This is a genomic window from Adlercreutzia shanghongiae, from assembly GCF_035830635.1.
GTDB classification, from domain to species: Bacteria; Actinomycetota; Coriobacteriia; order Coriobacteriales; family Eggerthellaceae; genus Adlercreutzia; species Adlercreutzia shanghongiae.
Map to the genome: position 1 here is coordinate 227,574 of NZ_JAYMFI010000009.1, position 18,231 is coordinate 245,804.

16 protein-coding genes are annotated in these 18,231 nt (G+C 65.0%); 14 read left to right on the forward strand and 2 right to left on the reverse strand.

The features are described 5' to 3' along the window. Positions 1 to 56 precede the first annotated feature (56 nt). The 6 genes from VJ923_RS05765 (at position 57) to VJ923_RS05790 (ending at position 6,407) form a co-directional block, all read left to right on the forward strand. The gene (locus VJ923_RS05765) at positions 57 to 281 is read left to right on the forward strand and encodes a hypothetical protein (RefSeq protein ID WP_326439466.1); all 225 of its coding nucleotides are present in this window, start codon (positions 57 to 59) and stop codon (positions 279 to 281) included. A gap of 181 nt (positions 282 to 462) precedes the next feature. Continuing rightward, positions 463 to 1,764, forward strand: coding sequence for a trigger factor (locus VJ923_RS05770; RefSeq protein WP_326439468.1), 1,302 nt, complete (start codon positions 463 to 465; stop codon positions 1,762 to 1,764). A 210-nt stretch (positions 1,765 to 1,974) separates the two neighbouring features. Then, entirely contained in the window at positions 1,975 to 2,169 is a 195-nt protein-coding gene (locus VJ923_RS05775) for a hypothetical protein (protein ID WP_326439470.1), read from the forward strand. Between the two features lie 232 nt (positions 2,170 to 2,401). Further along, positions 2,402 to 4,708 (forward strand): molybdopterin-dependent oxidoreductase, encoded by a 2,307-nt coding sequence (locus tag VJ923_RS05780; RefSeq protein WP_326439472.1) that lies wholly within the window; start codon positions 2,402 to 2,404, stop codon positions 4,706 to 4,708. A 25-nt stretch (positions 4,709 to 4,733) separates the two neighbouring features. Then, the gene (locus tag VJ923_RS05785) at positions 4,734 to 5,069 is read left to right on the forward strand and encodes an oxidoreductase (RefSeq protein WP_326439474.1); all 336 of its coding nucleotides are present in this window, start codon (positions 4,734 to 4,736) and stop codon (positions 5,067 to 5,069) included. 156 nt (positions 5,070 to 5,225) lie between these two features. Next, positions 5,226 to 6,407: an MFS transporter gene (locus tag VJ923_RS05790; protein WP_326439476.1), complete on the forward strand. Its 1,182-nt coding sequence runs from the start codon at positions 5,226 to 5,228 to the stop codon at positions 6,405 to 6,407. Positions 6,408 to 6,459: 52 nt separating this feature from the next. Here the strand turns inward: VJ923_RS05790 and VJ923_RS05795 are convergent, their stop codons facing one another. Continuing rightward, on the reverse strand, positions 6,460 to 7,278 hold the full coding sequence (locus VJ923_RS05795) for an MBL fold metallo-hydrolase (RefSeq protein ID WP_326439478.1): 819 nt from the start codon (positions 7,276 to 7,278) through the stop codon (positions 6,460 to 6,462). Positions 7,279 to 7,656: 378 nt separating this feature from the next. Here VJ923_RS05795 and VJ923_RS05800 point away from each other — a divergent pair, with 378 nt between their 5' ends. The 8 genes from VJ923_RS05800 to ribF all read left to right on the forward strand — a co-directional run bounded on the left by VJ923_RS05800 (position 7,657) and on the right by ribF (position 16,160). Next, positions 7,657 to 8,130 carry a ribosome maturation factor RimP gene (locus tag VJ923_RS05800; protein ID WP_326439480.1) on the forward strand — a complete coding sequence of 158 codons (474 nt, stop codon included), beginning with the start codon at positions 7,657 to 7,659 and terminating at the stop codon, positions 8,128 to 8,130. Between the two features lie 17 nt (positions 8,131 to 8,147). Next, the gene (nusA, locus tag VJ923_RS05805; protein ID WP_326439482.1) at positions 8,148 to 9,353 is read left to right on the forward strand and encodes a transcription termination factor NusA; all 1,206 of its coding nucleotides are present in this window, start codon (positions 8,148 to 8,150) and stop codon (positions 9,351 to 9,353) included. 12 nt (positions 9,354 to 9,365) lie between these two features. Further along, the gene (gene rnpM / locus VJ923_RS05810; RefSeq protein ID WP_326439484.1) at positions 9,366 to 9,656 is read left to right on the forward strand and encodes an RNase P modulator RnpM; all 291 of its coding nucleotides are present in this window, start codon (positions 9,366 to 9,368) and stop codon (positions 9,654 to 9,656) included. Between the two features lie 3 nt (positions 9,657 to 9,659). Further along, the gene (infB, locus tag VJ923_RS05815) at positions 9,660 to 12,392 is read left to right on the forward strand and encodes a translation initiation factor IF-2 (protein WP_326439486.1); all 2,733 of its coding nucleotides are present in this window, start codon (positions 9,660 to 9,662) and stop codon (positions 12,390 to 12,392) included. 447 nt (positions 12,393 to 12,839) lie between these two features. After that, positions 12,840 to 13,229, forward strand: coding sequence for a 30S ribosome-binding factor RbfA (rbfA, locus tag VJ923_RS05820; protein WP_326439488.1), 390 nt, complete (start codon positions 12,840 to 12,842; stop codon positions 13,227 to 13,229). Between the two features lie 3 nt (positions 13,230 to 13,232). Beyond that, the gene (locus tag VJ923_RS05825) at positions 13,233 to 14,234 is read left to right on the forward strand and encodes a DHH family phosphoesterase (RefSeq protein ID WP_326439490.1); all 1,002 of its coding nucleotides are present in this window, start codon (positions 13,233 to 13,235) and stop codon (positions 14,232 to 14,234) included. 2 nt (positions 14,235 to 14,236) lie between these two features. After that, entirely contained in the window at positions 14,237 to 15,253 is a 1,017-nt protein-coding gene (truB, locus tag VJ923_RS05830) for a tRNA pseudouridine(55) synthase TruB (RefSeq protein ID WP_326439492.1), read from the forward strand. Next, complete coding sequence (gene ribF / locus VJ923_RS05835; protein WP_326439494.1) at positions 15,234 to 16,160, forward strand: riboflavin biosynthesis protein RibF; 927 nt, start codon at positions 15,234 to 15,236, stop codon at positions 16,158 to 16,160. Before truB ends, ribF begins: the two co-directional genes overlap by 20 nt. Before the next feature lie 5 nt (positions 16,161 to 16,165). Here the strand turns inward: ribF and VJ923_RS05840 are convergent, their stop codons facing one another. Then, positions 16,166 to 18,100 carry an LTA synthase family protein gene (locus VJ923_RS05840; protein WP_326439496.1) on the reverse strand — a complete coding sequence of 645 codons (1,935 nt, stop codon included), beginning with the start codon at positions 18,098 to 18,100 and terminating at the stop codon, positions 16,166 to 16,168. Between the last annotated feature and the right edge of the window lie 131 nt (positions 18,101 to 18,231).

Genomic DNA, 18,231 nt, shown 5'->3' on the forward strand with positions numbered 1-18,231 from the left:
CCAGGTAGTAACGTGCGCGCCTTGAGCGCGCGAGAACAGGAAAGAGGTTTCCGAACATGTGCTTCAGACCAGCAGAAATCAGCATGGAAAAGACCTGCCCCGAGTGCGGTGCGCAGAACGACTTCAACAACGAGGTCTGCGACCAGTGCGGCGCCAAGCTGCCGAGCGCCCCTAAGATGCCCGGCATGCCCGGCGGCCCCGGCGCCCCGGGTGCCCCCGGCGCCCCGGCGGCTCCTGCCGCACCCACGGCTCCCGGTGCCCCGAAGCCGCCGACAGCCTAGGGCCTGAGGGTCTTTGCGAGCAGCATGCGGCCGGCGCTTCGTCGGCCGCACCTGTTCGGCCTGCCTGGCGCTTCTTTCATGGAGCCGCCAGGTGCGTCCGCCCTCGGGCCTTGGGGCCATGGCGAGGCCCGAGGGCGGACGCAAGACAGGAACAGCTCTTGAGAAAGAGGAGGAAGTGCCCATGGAGTTTATCGAGCTTTCAGCCGAGGATCCCAATGACAAGGGCGCCATCGTCGCCCATCTGACCGCTTCGGCTGCAACGGTGCGCGAGACGCTCGCCGACTTCTACGAGACCGTTGCCGCGTCGAAAGGACTCGATCCTTTAGCGCCGTGGGATGAGATTCACGAAGCGGCCCAGCAGAACATGGGGGCCGAGGCTTTCGGCGAGCTTCGACGCGATTATGTCGTGAACCGTCTTGCCAGCGAGGGCCTGAGCGAGCTTGGCATCAAGCCGGCGCTGACACCGAAGATCCATGTCGTCGACTATCCGCAGCCCGACGAGCCGTTTGCCGTGGAGCTGTCGGTGGTGGAGCGCCCGTCGTTGACGCTGAGCTCTTACGAGCCAGTCGTCATCGAGGACTACACCGAACGCGTCACCGACGAGCTTGTGGACGAACGCGTGGCTCAGATGCTCGAGACCCGTGCGACCTATGAGGCGGCCGAGCCTCGCCCCGTGCGTCTCGGCGACAGCATTGCCGTGGATATCATGACGCTTGGCAACGGCAAGGCTGTGCCCCACCTGACGGGCAGCAAGATGTACCTCGATTTGGTTCCCGGCGAGATGCCCGACGGCTTCGTCAACGAGGTGGTGGGCATGAACGTGGGGGAGACGAAGGTCATCGACTATCAGGTGAAGCGCCCTCAGGCCATCACCGACGACGATGTGGACCGCTATTCCGCCACGGTCACGGTGATCGAGCAACTGAACAAGCACGTGCCTGCGCTGAGCGACGAATGGGTAGACGCCAATGTCGAGCGCGCCGCTACGGTCGCCGAGTTTTTGGAGGGTGTGAGGGGCGGTCTCGAGGCCGAGGTGGAGCTCGTGAACCGCGATGCCTGCGCCCGTTTGGCCAACATCGAGTTGGAGAAGCGCCTTGTCGGTACCATCCCCGACGAATTTTACCAGGCCTCGCGCGCAGGCCTTATGGACAAGCTCGAGCGCGACTTGAAGGAAAAGGGCCAGACGCTAGACGACTACCTGGAAGCCGAGCGCATGAACGAGGAAGAGCTGAGCGTGCAGATGCTCATCCAGTCCGGCGAGAACCTGCGCCAGGGCTTCGCCCTCGAGGCTCTCTTCAACGGCCGGGGTATGAAGCTGACCGAAGCCGAGCTGAAGTATGCCTGCGAACAGGCCTTCGGTCCGGGCAGCTACGACGAGGAGGCCCTGCAGCGCACGGGTCGCATGGCCCTGGTGGAAAGTTCCGCAAAGCGCATGGCCGCCTTGAATTGGCTTGCGGACACCGCCATCATCAAGGGGGAGTGACGAAGATGTGTTACCCCTGCAGGAACTGCGGACAATGCACGACCGACAAGCCCTTAGGGGGCATTCGGTGCCCGCGCTGCGATATCGAAATCTCTGAGGCCCTTGGCCGCTGCGAGCAGTGCGGTTGGTCGGTCCCGCTGCCTCCAGGGCAGGGGTCGCCGCAAAAGGCAAAGGCAACGGGAAGCAACGGCGAGTGAAAGGCGGGGCATCGTGGAGAAGTGCTACGTGTGCAATCATTGCGGCAAATGCGGCGAGCTGGAGCTGGCAATCGCGCCGGACGGACCGCGCTGCCTCGATTGCGGACGCGAGGTGCAGCCGGGGGAGAAGATGACCGAGTGCGCCGGATGCGGCAGCGCCCGCATCGGCTTTGCCGGCCCGGGAAAGCCGGGAGCTCCTGCGCGCTAGGCGTCGATTCGCAACGAAGAACTCATTCTGGGCCCGCGGCGAAAAGAAGCGCCGCGGGCTTTTCATGCCAGGAAACCCCTGGTAAACACCTCTAATACTTTGCGTCTTAGTCCACTGGGAACCTGGGCGAATCATACCCCCATACGGATGACATCCCCGCCCTGCTTCGAAAGAATGGGTCTTGCGATGGCATTCGCAAACTAAGAAAGAAGTCGAGAGGAGAGGAGTCGCAATGAGTGAATTGACACGGGTCAGCGAGACCCCGCGTGTTGAGGAACTTGAGGACGGCACCAAAGTTTATCGCACCGCACAGTGGTCGCCCCCGGGCTGCCATGGCGTCGGCTGCGGCCTGAAGTGCTTCGTCAAGGACGGCAAGCTTGTCAAGGTGGAGGGCGATCCCGATCAGCCCATCACCAACGGTCGTCTTTGCGTGCGCTGCCTGACGATGCCCGAGTACATCTACCACGAGGATCGTCTACTGTACCCCATGAAGCGCGACCGCAAGTTCCGCGGTCAGCCCGACAAGTGGGAGCGCATCTCGTGGGACGAGGCGTACGACATCATCGTCGAGAAGTACCATGAACTCACTGAGAAGTACGGCCCCGATACCGTGTCCGTGTGGACGGGTACCGGCCGCGAGGCTTCGGCCTATCAGTTCCAGACATGCAACCAGGTCTTCCACAGCCGCACGGCTATCCACGCCAACGGCGGCTGGTCCTGCGTCATTCCTCGCCAGACGGCCATGGACTGGCTGCTCGGCTGCGCTTACGTCGAGTACGACGGCGCCTTCGGCTTCAAGGATCGCTACGACGACCCGCGCTACGAGCTTCCGAAGGTCATGCTGATTTGGGGCCGCGATCCTCTGTGGTCCAACCCCGACGGCCTGTTCGGCCACAGCACGGTCGACATGATGAAGCGCGGCATGAAGACCATTGTGGTCGACCCCCGCGCCAACTGGCTCGCCCGCCACGCCGAGATTCATTTCCAGATTCGTCCCGGCACCGATGCCGCTTTGGCCATGGCGCTGAACACGGTCATCATCGACGAGGATCTCTACGACCACGAGTTCGTCGAGAAGTGGACCTATGGCTTTGACGAGTACGCCGAGCGCTGCAAGACCATGACGCCGGAGATGGCTGCCGAAATCTGCGAGGTGCCCGTCGAGGACATTTACAAGGCCGCTCGCCTTCTGGCCCAGAAGCCCACCACGGCCTCCGTCGGCCTGAAGACCGACCAGAACCCCAACACCCTGCAGATCTGCCACGCCATCTGGGGCATCTTCGCCATCTGCGGCAACCTGGACAATCCCGGCGGCATCAAGCTGGGCCAGACGATGCTCAACGGCGGCTCCACGGGCCGCAAGGGCGTGGGCATGCAGGTGAACGAAGAGGACACCAACCCGATTCCGATTGCCGGCCACGACCAGTATCCGGCCATGGACTTCATCATCAACACCACGCAGCCCGACTGCACTCTGGATACGCTGCGCACCAACATCCCGTACCCCATCGAGTTCCTGTTCATTCAGAGCTCGAACTTCATCTCCTCCTGCATCACGCAGCAGCCGATGCAGTGGATGGAGGCCTGCCGCCACAAGGAGTTCGTGGTCGCCACCGACATCTTCATGAATCCCACCATCCAGGCGCTCGCCGACGTGGTGCTGCCGGTGTCCACCTCGCTCGAGCATGAGGGCATCGTCACCTTCCACGGCTGCAACCAGCCTGGCCAGTTCCATGCCCTGACCCAGGTCCTCGAGCCTCTGGGCGAGTGCAAGTCCGACCTGCAGATCATGCTCGATCTGGACCACCGCATCAATCCGGACCGCACCGAGGATCCCGAGAAGTGGGCCAACGAGCACAACTACCTGGACAACAAGATTCAGAACATCCCCTACACCGCCGATCCCGAGACCGGCGAGCCCATGACCTACGAGAAGCTCCGCGAATGGGTCTACGGCCGCTACGAGATCCCGTACTACCAGTACGAGCTCGGCCTTCTGCGCGCCGACGGCAAGCCCGGCTTCAAGTCGCCCACGGGCCGCGTCGAGCTGTGGAGCACGGTCAAGCAGCATCTCGGCGAGGATCCGCTGCCCTACTACGAGGAACCGCGCTTCTCGAAGCGCTCCCGCCCGGAGTGGACCGAGGAGTACCCGCTCGACTTCGTGACCGGCGCCCGCCGTCCCACCTCCTTCCACACCGAGCATCGCCAGATCGACTCTCTGCGCGAGATTCGCAAGGCCGCCACGGTGGAGATCAACCCGGTGACTGCCGAGAAGTTCGGCATCGGCCAGGGCGATTGGGTGACCATCGAAAACCCGTGGGGCAAGTGCCAGATGCAGGCCGACATCACCCCCATCGTGAAAGAGGGCGTCATCGGCTGCGACCACGGCTGGTGGTATCCCGAGGACAAGGACACCGAGCTGTTCAGCGTTCGCAAGTCCTCTATCAACTCTCTCATGCCGTGGAAAGAGATCGGCAAGTTGGGCCTCGGCTCCCATTACGGCGCCCTGCCCTGCAAGATCTACCGTTCCGACGTTTAGTTAATCGCAAGAAAGGGGGTATCTTATGGCCACCTACGCACTGATGATCGACAACGAGTACTGCACCGGCTGTCATACCTGTGAGATCGCCTGCCGCAACGAACTTGACCTGCCCATGGGCCAGTGGGGCATCAAGCTTCTGGAAATGGGTCCCTGGCGCAAGATGGACGGTTCCTGGGAGGGCAAGTACGTGCCCGTCCCGACCACCTATTGCACGCTGTGCGAGGATCGCGTGGCTGCCGGCGGCGTTCCGGCCTGCCAGCTGCACTGCCTCGCCGACGCCATCGAGTACGGCACCGTTGAGGAGCTCGCCGGCCGCATGGCCGAGCGCGGCGCCCAGTGCTCCATCTTCCTGCCCTAAGAGGCGGAAGTAGGAAGCGGGCGCTAACGCCAGACATTCGCGTCGACGGCCCTGGCTTTGATCGGAGGCCAGGGCCGTCTTTATTCGGGCGAGGTCGCGCCGCAGCCGGTTCGGCTGCGGCCGCCTCATTTCAGGGGAGGAACCGGAGGGGTGGCCATGGAGCCTGAGAGATTGTGGAATCGGCGATACACGCAGCTGGTGGCTATCGAGCTCATGCTGCAGATGGGCGGCTTTCTGACGCGCCCCATCATCTCCAATTACGCCATCTCCTTGGGGGCTACGGTGCCTGTGGCGGGCTTTTTGGCGGGCATGCTCGCTACAGCGGCGCTCTGCATCCGGCCGGTCAGCGGCATGGTATCGGACAGGTTCAGCAAAAAGACGCTGCTTGTTTTGGCCTGCGCGCTGTTCTCCCTGGGCGCCTTCGGCTGCGCTTTGGCCCGCTCGGTCGTGCTCATGGGCGCCTTTCTCGCCCTTCAGGGCTTCGCCTTCGCCTTCAAGTCGGCGCTCGTGACCTCTTTTGTGCCCGCGGTCGTGCCTGCCAACCGCATCGGCGCCGGCGTGGGCTGGCTCGGCCTCGCCTACACCGTGGCCATCGCGCTGGGTCCCTCGGTGGGCCTGGCCGTCTCCGAGATCGGCGGCTACCCAGCCGCCTTCGCCGCATCGGGATGCCTGCTTCTCGCTGCTTTCGTGCTCGCGGTGCTCTTCGACCCGCCGGTGCCGACCCGCGTTGAGGGCCGCCGTCCAGACCGTCCCCCGAGCCGTCGCCCGGTGCTGCGGACGCTGTTCTACCCGCCGGCGGTCCTTCTGTCTCTTGTCGGAGGTACGCTTATGATCTCCCAGGGCATTACCTCGTCCTTTGTCATCTTGGCTGGCGAGATGCGGGGCATAAGCTCGGTTTCCCTCTACTTTGTCTTCTATGCGCTGGCCAATGTCGGCGCGAGGCCTTTGGCAGGCTGGGCCTCCGATACGCTGGGAGTACGTCGCGTGGTGCCGCCTATGATGGTCGTGGCCATCGTGGGCATGCTCGCCCTCGCTTTTCTCGATAACATCGCGGGCGTCGTCGTGGGGGGTTTGTGCATGGGCCTTGGCCAAGGTTCGGCTTATGCGGCCATTCAGGCCGAGTCGGTGCGCGATGTGCCGCCGGAGTGTCTGGCGCGGTCGGCGAATACCTACTTTATCGGACCCGATATCGGCATGGGTCTGGGCCCGGTGTTCGGCGGGGCCATTCTTCAAAGCTCGGGCCCCGAGGCGATGTACCTGTTCAATGCCGTTACCATCGCCGCCGCTTTAGCGCTGTTCGTTATCGCCACCGAGAAGACGAAGCGCGCCCGTCCCTAGGGGTAAGCGCGCTTTAGCGACGACAGAAAAGGCCGTGCAAGCCCCTTTTAGCCTAGATGGGGATGGAAAGCCCGTCGGCGGCCACTTTCACGCGGCCCTCGTAGGGGGCCAGGTAGGCCTCGAGCTCGGCGAGGGTGATGGGCGTGTCGTAGTGCATGGCCAGGTGCGTGAGGTAGAGGGTGCCCGCCTCCAGCTCAAGGCCCTCCTCGATGCACTCCCTGACGCTGTGGTGGGCATTCGGGCTCCAGTTGCGGCCCCAGAAGGTGGCGTCCATGATGATTGTGTCGCAGCCGCGCACGCGCTCGGCGGTCTCTGCGGGCAAGCGCCCCGTGTCCGAGGCGTAGAAAGTGCGGCCACGGTCAGTTTCCATGAGATAGCCGTAGGTGCCCGGAGCATGGGTGACGGGCAGGGCGGTGTAGCGCACGCCGTCGAAGCTAACGGCGTCGAAGGGGGCAAGGTCGTGGAAGGCGAGGATGTCGTCCATATAGTGGAACTCGGCCAAGATGCCCTCGCGGGCCGCAGGGCTTGAAAAGCAGGGGAGGTTTTCCATGGCCGACAGTCGCACCATGTACTCGAGCTCTCCCAAACCTCCGAGGTGATCGAAGTGGCAGTGGGTCCAGAGCACCCGGTCGATATGGCGGGCCGATTCGCGCTCCAGCTGGTGGCGCAGATCGGGCGGCGTGTCGATGAGCGTCGTCTCGGTGTTGCGCACGATGACGCCGCAGTCGCCCCGTCGCGCCCGCGGGTCGCGCCGCGCCTCTTCGCAGGCGGCGCAGTTACAGAAAAAGGCCGGTACCCCGCACCCGGCGCCGGTTCCCAGAAAGGTGAGGGTTGGCCCTGCGGGAATAACTTCGATTGAGTTGCTGTGCATCGAGGTGCTCATTGATAAGCCTTTCGTGGCGACAGGCGCCGTAACTCGCGTTCGTCCCCTTTAGTATAGAGCCGAGGTTGCTCTATACTGGCTTTGTCTAGGTCACAGGTCCTTTTCTCTTGCTTAGCAGCTGGTGGTTGGCACCTTTGGGCCAAGGCGCCGTCTGCGGCCTTTTTGGGCCTTGGGCGGAGACGCGGCCGTGAGGGCTGGCAATGAGCGGCCGGCTGTGGTATAAATACTCACGCTGCGCAGAGAGTCTGCGCGGACATACTTTCGCTTATGGAGAAAGTGGGCTCGTTCCCGCTTTCTTTTGTTGTAGGGCCCCAAACGCCCCGGAAGGTATGGAAGATGCGCGATGCGAAAAAGGAGGTACGACCGATGCTGACCGCCAAAGAGAAGGCGCTTCTTACCGCCATGGAGCCTCGCGCCGCCTCCGAGGGCGTCGAGATCGTCACGGTGGAGATCGTGGGTTCCAAAAAGGCGCCCACCATCCGGGTGTACATCGACGCGGAGGGCGGCATCAGCTTCGACGAGCTGGCCCGCACCCAAGCCTGGGTGGGCGACCTCATGGACGAGCTGGACCCGTTCCCCGGCGCCTACATGCTGGAGGTGTCCTCGCCGGGTATCGATAGGCCCCTGCGCACCCCCGAGCACTTCGCGCGCTCTGCCGGCGAGCAGGTGAGCGTGAAGACCAACGGGCCCGTCGAGGGCCGCAGCTCGTTTACCGGCGAGCTTTTGGGCTACGACGACGGCTGCGTCGTGGTGGCCGTGGAAGGCGCGGATACCTACCGCATTCCGTACGACAGCATAAAAAAGGCCCGCGTCAAGGGCACCATTGATTTCAGCGCCTAGGGAAAGGAAGCAACTAAGTGGCAACTTCAGAACTGATCGAGGCCTTGCAGGCACTGGCCCATGAGCGCAAGATCGACGAGTTTTACCTCATCGAGCGTTTGGAGCAGTCCCTGGCGAAGAGCTACGAGCGCATCTTGGACCTTGAGTGGGATGCCCGCGTGACCATCGACCGCCAGACCGGCAAGATCTACGTCTACGAGCTCGTGCCCGTGGGCGAGCCCGATGAGGAGACCGGCGAGTACGCCGAGTTCGAGGAGCGCGATGTCACCCCCGACGACGTGAGCCGCATCGCCGCCCAGAACGCCAAGGGCGTCATCTCCTCGCTCGTGCGCGAGGCGGGCCGCCAGTCCATCTACGAGGAGTTCTCCAGCCGCGTGGGCGATTTGGTCACCGGCACGGTGCTCCAGGGCACGCCGGACTTCACCATCATCAAGATTCGCGAGGGCGTCGAGGCCGAGCTTCCGCACTACGATGCCAAGCGCAGCCCCGGCGAGCGCAACGAGCGCCCGGCCAGCGAGCACTACCGCCACAACCAGCGTCTGAAGGTGCTCATCATCGAGGTGCGCAACCCCAATGCTGACGCGCCCCGCGCCCGCGGCGAGCAGGCCCGTCCGGCCATCGTCGTCTCCCGCACTCACCCCGACCTCATCCGCCGCCTCTTCGAGATCGAGGTGCCGGAGATCTACGAGGGCGTGGTCGAGATCAAGTCCGTGGCCCGCGAGCCCGGCGCCCGTTCCAAGGTGGCCGTGTTCTCTCGCGAGGCGAACCTCGATCCGGTGGGCGCTTGCGTGGGCCCCAAGGGCTCCCGCGTGCGCATGGTCGTCGAGGAGCTGCGCAACGAGCGCGTCGACGTCATCCAGTGGAGCCCCGACCCGGCGGTGTATGTGGCCAACGCCCTGTCGCCGGCGAAGGTGAGCCATGTGACCATCGACGAGGACAACAACTACGCCACGGTCATCGTGCCCGACGACCAGCTGTCGCTGGCCATCGGCAAGGAGGGGCAGAACGCCCGTCTGGCCGCCCGCCTGACCGGTTGGCACATCGACATCAAGCCCCAGAGCTTCCAGGGCGCCTCGCTGGTCGATGACGAGGTTGCCGACGAGATGGAGGAAGACGACGGCTTCTGCATCTTCGTGGACGAAGAGGGCAACCGTTGCCGCAACCACGCCCGGCCGATGAGCCAGTATTGCGGCGTCCATGCGGATGCCGAGATCGAGGCTTAGGGGAAGATGCCCGTGTCCGTCCAGACGAAAAAGCGCCAGCGCACCTGCATCGGCTGTGCCGCGACCCAGCAAAAGGGCGCGCTGCACCGCATCGTGCGCACGGGCGAGGGCGAAGTGGCCTTCGACCCGACGGGCCGGATTTCCGGCCGGGGCGCCTACGTCTGCTCGACGGACTGCCTCGCCGCGGCGAGAAAGACCAGGAAGCTTGAGCGCGCCCTGCGCTGCAAAGTGACCGACGAAGACTACGAGCGCGTTCTTCGCGAGCTTGCCCTCGCCGAGGCACCAGGAAAGAATGAGGAGTGATATATGGCCAGCATGCGCGTACACGAGTTGGCGAAAGAATTCGATATGTCGAGCGCGGAGCTGCTCGACCGCCTGAAAGAGATGAAGATACCGGCGAAGTCCCATGCGAGCATGCTCAACGACGCCTACGTTGACAAGATTCGCAAGAACCTGGAGCCGGAGATTCGCGCCCGCGCCGGCGCTTTGGAGGCCGAGGAGGCCGCGGCGCTGAAGGCCGAGCAGGAAGAGGCCGAGCGCAAGCGCGCCGAGGAGGAGGCCGAGCGCAAGGCGGCCCGCGAGAAGGAGCTCGCCGAGCGCGAGGCGGCCCGTGCCAAGCGCGAGGGCGCCAAGGCCGAGTCTTCCGAGGACGGCGAGCCTGCCGTGCGCAAGGCGCCGCAGCCCGCCTCCGCCTTCGCGAGCCTCGAGCAGCAGATCGCCGCCGAGAAGGAGCGCGTCGAGCGCGAGCGCGAAGAGGCCCGGGCCCGCGCCCGCGCCGAGAAGGCCGCAGCCGAGGTGGCCAAGAAGCGTGCCGTGGAAGAGGCCCTGCGCCGCGGCCACAAGAAGTCGGCCAAGGCCGCCGCTCCCACGCCCGAGCCCCACAAGGCCGCGCCGGCCCCGGCCCCTGCGCGCCCGAAGAACAACTTCGATTCGCTGCTCTCCCAGATCGAGGCCGAGAAGCAGCGCATGGAGGCCGCCAAGGCTGCCGCGCCCGACGCTCGTGCGGGCCGCGGCGGCAAGAAGGGCAAGAAGGGCGGCGCTCACCAGGTGGTGCCCGAGCTCGAGGCTCAGGTGGCTGCGGGCGAGGACCGCTACGCCCAGATGGCCGTCCAGGCCGAGAAGCTGCAGCGCGACAAGGTGCTCGCCGAGGCCCGCGCCGCTGTCGCCGCCGCCAACACCCACGAGGGCGAGGGTCGTCGCAAGAAGCGCAAGGAGAAGCGCGAGGCCGAGGCCCGCGAGCGTGCCGAGCTCGAGGCTATCGAGCGCGGGCTCGACCCGTCGCTGGTGCTGGACGACTCCGTGGTGGAGATTCCCCAAGGCGCGTCGGTGGCCAAGTTCGCCGAGCTGCTCGGCGTGCAGCCCAACGACGTCATCAAACGCCTGTTCATGCTCGGCCAGGTGCTCACCCTCACCCAGACCATGAGTGACGAGACCATGGAGCTCATCGCCGACGACATGGGCCGCAAGGTGCGCGTCGTCTCCCCCGAGGAGGAGTACGCCGTCGTCTACAACGACTCCGAGGCCGACTTGAAGCCGCGCCCGCCGGTGGTCACCGTCATGGGACACGTCGACCACGGCAAGACCTCGCTGCTCGACGCCATCCGCCACACCGGCGTGGTGGCCTCCGAGGCCGGCGGCATCACCCAGCACATAGGCGCTTCGGTCGTGAACATCGACGGCCGCCAGATCACCTTCATCGACACCCCGGGTCACGAGGCGTTTACCGCCATGCGCGCCCGCGGCGCCCAGGTCACCGACGTCATCGTGCTCGTGGTAGCGGCCGATGACGGCGTCATGCCGCAGACCATCGAGGCTATCAACCACGCCAAGGCCGCCGAGGTGCCCATCGTGGTGGCCGTGAACAAGATCGACAAGCCCGGCGCCAACCCCGACCGCGTGCGCCAGGAGCTCACCGAGTACGGCGTCATCCCCGAGGAGTGGGGCGGCTCGAACATGTTCGTGGAGGTGTCCGCGAAGAAGAACGAGCACATCGACGACCTCCTGGAGACCATCCTTTTGCAGGCCGACGTGCTGGAGCTTAGGGCCAATCCCGACGCTTCGGCCTCCGGCTTCGTCATCGAGGCGAACCTGGACAAGGGCCGAGGACCCGTGGCCACGGTGCTCATCCAGCGCGGCACCCTGCACACCGGGGACGTGGTGGTGGCCGGCACGAGCTATGGCCGCGTCCGCGCCCTGGTGAACCCCCGCGGCGAGCACGTCGCCGAGGCGCTGCCCGCCGACCCGGTGGAGATCCTCGGCCTGAACTCCGTGCCCACCGCCGGCGACGAGTTCCGCGTGTTCGAGGACGAGCGCGATGCCCGCAAGCTGGCCGAGGAGCGCGCCCTGCGCGCACGACTCGCCGCCCAGGAGACCAAGAGCCACATGAGCCTCGACGACCTGTTCAGCCGCATCGAGGACGGCAAGACCACCGACCTGAACCTCATTGTGAAGGCCGACGTCCAGGGCTCCATCGAGGCGCTGCGCGACGCCTTCGACAAGATGGACCAGTCCGAGGTGCGCATCAACATCGTGCACTCGGCTGTGGGCGGCATCACCGAGACCGACGTCACCCTGGCCGCCGCCTCCGACGCCATCATCATCGGCTTCAACGTGCGCCCCACGGGCAAGTCCCGCGTGCAAGCTGAGAAGGAGAAGGTGGATATCCGTCTGTACCGCGTCATCTACCAGGCCATCGAGGACATCAATGCGGCCCGCGTGGGCCTGCTGTCGCCCGACATCGTGGAGGAGGACACCGGCATCGCCGAGGTCCGTGAGACCTTCAAGGTGCCGAAGGTGGGCACTATCGCCGGCTGCTATATCGTGGAAGGCGAGATGCACCGCGACGACAAGGTGCGCATCGTGCGCGACGGCACGGTCATCTTCGAGGGCACCATGGCCAGCTTGCGCCGCTTCAAGGACGACGTGAAGAGCGTGAAGCAGGGCTACGAGTGCGGCATCGGCATCGAGAAGTTCCAGGACCTGAAGGTGGGCGACACCATCGAGGGCTACCAGATCAAGGAAGTCGAGCGCACCGAGTAACTTTGTTTCGTTCGCCCTGCGGGACGAACGAACGGGCCGACGCTGCGGTTCCGACGGGCACCTGCCCTTGCCCCTTGTTTTCGCCACGGCGCGTACCGAAGTACGCTTGGGCGAAAGGCGGGGCAATTGCAGGCACCTGTCGGAACCTCGCTGACACTACGAACGACCTGTGGCATGGGGATGAAATTGTTTAAGTCTTCAGCCATGGTTGAGCGTAGAGGGGCGTGGGGTGGTGCTCACCAAGCGAGTTCCGCAGCGAACGAAACAGCCCAGTGGGCTGTTTCGCCGAGCGAGGACTGTTTGAGCGACTGAGCATTACCCCGCGCCCCGACTGGCGGGGGGTCGCAAACTTCAACAACTTTGCTTAGATTTTTCCATCTCTCCGAAAACCTTCGGATTTTCTCTATACTGAAACTATCTATCAGCCTCGATTGAGGAGATGGTGCTATGAAACAGAGCGCATCTAACCGCAAGGTCAACGAGCAGGCTCGCGAGGTGATTGCGAGCATCCTTCTGTTCGACGTGTCCGACCCGCGTCTGCACCTGGTCACCATTACCGGCTGCGAAGTCAGCTACGACCGCTCGGTGTGCAACGTCTACTACACTACCGATCCCGAGCGCTACGCCGGCGCCCAGGCCGCCTTCGAGGCGGCGGCGGGACACATCCGCTCTCTGATGGCCAAGAAGCTCGCCTGGCGCGTGGCGCCGGAGCTGCGCTTCTACATCGACCACTCGGTGGACCAGGCCGAGGCCATCGGGGCCGCCTTGGCTTCCGAGCGCGAGCATCAGGAGAAGCGCATCGAGGAGGAGACGACGGCCGAGGATCGGGAGTTCTAATCTATGACGGTGACGCCCCAGACCAACACGACGCTGCCTAAGATCGCCGAGGCGCTCAAAGAGCGCGACAACTTCGTTATCTGCGGGCACGTGAGCCCCGACGGCGACTGTCTGGGCTCGGCCCTCGGCCTCGCCTGGGCCCTGCGCCAACTGGGAAAGCAGGTGACGTGCGTGCTCGCTCGCGACGAGGAGCCGCCGAGCGATCTGCGCTTTCTGCCGGGCGCCGATGCGCTGGTGGCTGCCGTGCGCTACGAAGGCCCCTGCGACTGCTTTATAGCTGTTGACGTGCCCACGGTCGAGCGTCTGGGCGATGGCGCGGCGCTGCAGGACAAAGCCGCCCTTACCGTCACCATCGACCACCACGCGGTGCCGCAGGCCATGAACGACCTGAGCTATACCGATCCGGATTCCGCCTCCACCACGTTGCTCGTCTGGGAGCTGGCGAAGTGCCTGCAGGTGGCGGGCGACAGGCTCGTGGCCACGTGCTGCTACACGGGGCTCATGACCGACACCGGCCGCTTCCAGCACGGCAACGCCGATGCCGCCGCCTTTAAGGGCGCCTGGGAAATGGTGTTGGCCGGGGCGAACCCCGGCGAAGTGGCCCGCGACTTCTACCAGAACCGCACCTTGGCCTCGGTCGAGCTTGAGGAGCGCACGGTGGCTCATATGAGCCTGCGCGCCGACGGCGAGGCGGCGCTCTCGTGGCTGTCGCTGGCCGATTTCGCCGACTGCGGTGCGGTGAAGGCCGACGCCGAGCCCATGATCGACCTTCTGCGCTCCTTGCGCGGGGTGCGCGTCGCCTGCATGCTGCGCGAGCAGGACGGCGAGGTGCGCGGGAGCTTCCGGGCCAAGGACGATACCGACGTGGCAGCCATTGCCGGCGAGTTCGGCGGCGGCGGGCATAGGGCCGCGGCTGGCTTCACCATCCATGACAGTCTCGAGGGCGCCGTCGCCCGCGTGGCCGCGCGCCTCGGCATCGAGGCCCCGAAACTTCCGGAGGCCTAAGGGTGAAGCGGGGAACGACCGATCTGTGCCTTGTGCTCGCGGTAGACAAGCCGAGCGGCATGACCTCCCACGACGTGGTGAATCGCGCCCGCCGCATCTTCGGCGAGCGCCGCATCGGGCACACGGGCACCTTGGATCCTTTGGCCTCAGGGGTGCTCCCGCTGTGCGTGGGGCCCGCTACGCGGCTCGATCAGTTCCTCACGGGCCACGACAAATCCTATGTGGTCTCGGTCGTCTTCGGCGCCGCCACCGATACCGACGATTGCGACGGCGAGGTCATCCGCACGGGCGAGGTGCCCGACGAGGTGTTCGACCCCTTCTTCGCCAGCGTCTTCGTGGCGGGGCTCGTGGGCAAATCCAAGCAGCTGCCGCCGGTGTACTCGGCTATCAAGGTAGGGGGGACCAAGGCCTGCGACGCCGCCCGCAAGGGGCGCGTGATCGATCTGGCCCCGCGCGATATCGAGGTGTACTCTGCCGAGCTTTTGGGCATTTGGGGGGCTGACGGTACCGAGCCGGCCCGGTGGGACATCGCGTTTGCGGTGTCGAAGGGCACCTACATCCGCGCGCTGGCCCGCGACATCGGCAACAGTCTGGGCTGCCCGGCCCATGTGGGGGCGCTGCGCCGCACGAGCGCCGGAGCCGTCGGTCTGGCCGATTGCGTCACCCTGGAGGCTTTGGAAGAGGTGGGAGAGCGCGCCGCCCTCGACCCGCTCAAGGTGCTGGGCATGCGCTTTATCTATCTCGATGACGAGACCGCGGCACGGGTGCGCAACGGGAATCCCCTTCGCGCCGATGCCGTCGAGCTCTTCGAGCGCCGCAGCGCCGATCCGGCGGCGGAACTGTGCGCCTGCACGGCCGGCGTGCGCCCCAGCTGCGAGCCGCCCCGCGACGGGGAGGTGGTGGCGCTTGTGGCCGCCAATCGCATCGTGGCCTTATACGAGTATCGCAGCGGCAAGAGGCAATTCGCCTCGCGCTGCGTCTTTCCGATAGGAGTGTCCCGTGGCTGCAGTGATCTTTAGAAACGACCCCGCCTTCGAAGACGCGATTCTCGATCGCGCCTCGGTGGCCTTCGGCGTCTTCGACGGCGTGCACGAAGGGCACCGCTTTATCATCGGCGAGGCGGTCAACACGGCCCGCGAGGAGGAGGTGCCCTCGGCGGTCATCACGTTCGACATCGACCCCGACGAGATATTCGCCGCCGATCGCTTGAAGAAGCTCATGACCAACGAGACGCGCATCGCCAAGCTCGCCGAGATCGATGTGGATGCGGTGGTGGTGCTCCCGTTCTCCCGCGAGTTCGCGGCCCAAAGCCCCGAGGATTTTTTGAACGCCTGCTTCGGCAGCGCCGTGCCGAGCCATATCCACATCGGCAGCGACTTCCACTTCGGGCGCAAGGCCGCCGGCAACGTGGAGAGCCTGCGGGCATGGGGCGCTAAGCGCGGCATGACGGTGCACGGCCACGAGCTTGTGGCCGAAGGCGGCGTGCCGGTGACGGCCACGCGCATCCGCGGCCTTTTGAGCGAGGGCAAAGCCCGCGAGGCCGCAAGTCTGCTCGGACGCCCCTATACGCTTGCGGGCACCGTGCGCCCGGGCCGCGGCGAGGGCCGCGACTTCGGCTTCGCCACGGCGAATTTGGAAGTGCCCCCTCTGCTGCTCGCCATCGGCGAGGGCGTCTACGCCTGCTACGCCGTGGTGGAAGGCGAGCGCTACAGGGCCGCTGTGAACGTGGGCATTCCCGCCACCTTTGCCGACACGGCCAACCAGAACATCGAGGTGCACATCCTCGATTTCGATAAGGATATCTACGGCCAGGCCATCGAGGTCGAGTTCGTGGAGTGGCTGCGGGCCATGCGCGCCTTTGATTCCGCCGACGAGCTCATCGCCACCGTTCAGGCCAACATCGCCTGGGTGCGTGAGAACCTGTAGAGCGCTTACGCCTCGCGAAACGCCGAATCCTGGTTGAAGAGGTTGTCGTACTGGACGATCCTATAGGATTTTAGGGCCTCCTGGGCCTTTTCCTGGGCCTCGCTTGCCGTCTCTTCTCCGAACCAGTGCCACAGCCCCTCGGCGTCCCGATAGCCGTTCAGGTTCACCGCGGGCACCATCTGGCGCAGCGAGGTCATGTAGCGCGAATGGGTCGTGGAGGGAAGCCCCGCCGCGTCGACGAGCAGGCTCGCGAGAAAGTTCAGGCTCGTGACCGAGGCGTCGCCGATTTCCGTCAGCCGCGTCGGGGCATCCTCGGCGCGGGCGGCGGCATTGGCCCAGATGAAGTAGGGCGTTCGGTAGCGCGTCTGCACCTCTTCCAGCTCGGCGCTCTCCACCGAAGTGCCGTAGGTGGCCTCGAAGAGCCAGTCGGCGAAACCGGGCTGGTGGTCGCCGAAGAACACGACGATAGTGGGCTCCTCGCGCGCGTTCAGCTCGTCGATGAGCCAGCGCAGATCCTCGTCGGAGCGCTTTATCGCTGCGAGGAACTCGTCCACCTCGGGATTCACCACGGTATCGGAATCAAGTCGCACGGCATCTTCTGCGGGCACGAGTCCCGTGTCGTAGCCGCCGTGGTTCTGAATGGTGACATCGAAGATGAACTGCGGGCCGTCGTTCTCGTCGATCTTTTGAAGCGCCCGCTCGTAGGTGGCCTTGTCCGTGGTCAGGTCGCGGAACGTGTCAGCGTCCTCCATAGTGGTGATGTCGTCGAAGGTTTCGAAGCCGAGCTGCCCGTAGATGCGGTCGCGGCGCCAGTTGGCGGCCTCGGCCGGGTGGATGGCGTGGGTGCCGTAGCCCAGGTTGCGGAAGTAGGACGCCAGGTTGTCCACGCCTTCCAAATCGTAGAGCACGTAGGGGTACACGCCGCCGCCCATGTTGCCCATGGAGGCGCCGGTGAGGAACTCGAACTCGCTGTTGCAGGTGCCCCCGCCCATGGCCGAGACGTACACGTCGCCGGAAGCGAGAGCGTCGGCGGCCACCTCGCGGAAGAACGTCGGCGCCGCGTTGCTGTTCTCAAGGCCGGGGTATTCCGAGAGATCGGAGAAGGTCTCGTTCATGATGGCGATGACGTTGGGACCGTCGAAGGGCTCGGCCGGAGGCGCCTGCTCGGGCGTGGAACTTGCGGCGTCTTGCGCGCCGGCCTCGTCGGAAGCCTGAATGAGCTCGGGACCGGGACGGTTGAAGGGCCCGAGGATGGCGTCGAGGCTCTCGGGCGAGTAGCCGTCGGGCTCGGTGGGCGTGAGCTCCTGGGCGCGAGAGAGGAAGCACAGCGCCGTCCCCTGGGTCCCGTAGGAGCCGCGCACGTCCCAGACGTCCACGGTGACATCGCACTCCTCCTTGATGTCCACGTTGCTAAACTGCATGACGCCAAGGCAGGCGAGCAGCAGCGCCGCCGTACAGTTCGCGGCAACGTCCCATCCTGCAAGGGGTCGCTTGGGGCAGAGCTTCGCCAGAGCGACGCAGAAGCCGGCGAACAGGGCTGCGCAGAAGATAAGCTGCCCGGTAACGAACAGGCTGTAGCCTCCGGCCACCGAGGCCGCCGTGTTCAGCGCGAACAGGTCGGCCGGCACGATGGGCTGCCCCTTGAAGGTGATGATGAAGAAATTAGCCGTACCCGCGAGAAGGCAGGTGCCTGCGAAAATCGCGAGCGAGATGCGCGTGCGCTGGCCGGCGAAGTAGAAGATCGCGCAGCCGAGCCCGAGGATGAGCAGGTTGGCTACGACATAGCTTCCCGGAATGGCGAAGACCTCGGGATTCCAGGGCAGCTCGAGCAGCAGAAAGCCGATGAGCACCGTAGCGACAAAGAACGCTGCTCGTTTGAGGACATCAGATGCGCCGGGCCCTTCCTGCTTCTTCAGATTGTTGTTTTGGCCGTCAATCAAGTTAACCCTCCCGTTTTGTGCAGCTTTACAAATTAGCACGACAACGGGCCGTCGGTGTCGTCTCAGTGCAAATACCCCGCCTTTACGCGGGAAATCTTCATTTGAAGGAGCGCACGGCGGGCGGAGCGCGG